The organism is Marinomonas atlantica (assembly GCF_001639725.1).
In the GTDB taxonomy this organism is placed as follows: Bacteria; Pseudomonadota; Gammaproteobacteria; order Pseudomonadales; family Marinomonadaceae; genus Marinomonas; species Marinomonas atlantica.
The window spans coordinates 1-366 of record NZ_LTAW01000032.1; the positions used below are offsets into that span (position 1 = coordinate 1).

The 366-nt window shown below is 50.0% G+C and carries 4 tRNA genes; all 4 read right to left on the bottom strand.

Annotation, left to right across the window (positions count from 1 at the left end):
- Positions 1 to 3 precede the first annotated feature (3 nt).
- Positions 4 to 94 (bottom strand) — tRNA-Ser (locus AYW75_RS18435).
- A gap of 11 nt (positions 95 to 105) precedes the next feature.
- Positions 106 to 181, bottom strand: a tRNA-Lys gene (locus AYW75_RS18440).
- 29 nt (positions 182 to 210) lie between these two features.
- Positions 211 to 287 (bottom strand) — tRNA-Pro (locus AYW75_RS18445).
- 2 nt (positions 288 to 289) lie between these two features.
- A tRNA-Asn gene (locus AYW75_RS18450) sits at positions 290 to 365 on the bottom strand.
- Position 366 lies beyond the last annotated feature (1 nt).

Below are 366 nucleotides of genomic sequence, written 5' to 3' on the forward strand. Positions count from 1 at the left end.
AAATGGCGGAGGAGGAGAGATTCGAACTCTCGGAAGACTATTAATCTTCGCCGGTTTTCAAGACCGGTGCATTCAACCGCTCTGCCACCCCTCCGTACATCAAAGTGGTGGGTCGTACTGGATTCGAACCAGTGACCAATTGATTAAAAGTCAACTGCTCTACCAACTGAGCTAACGACCCGCACATTTGAATTTTTACACGTTTCGACTTGGTCGGAGTAGAGGGATTCGAACCCCCGACATCCTGCTCCCAAAGCAGGCGCGCTACCAGACTGCGCTATACTCCGAATGGCTCCCTGAACTGGACTCGAACCAGTGACCTAATGATTAACAGTCATTTGCTCTACCAACTGAGCTATCAGGGAA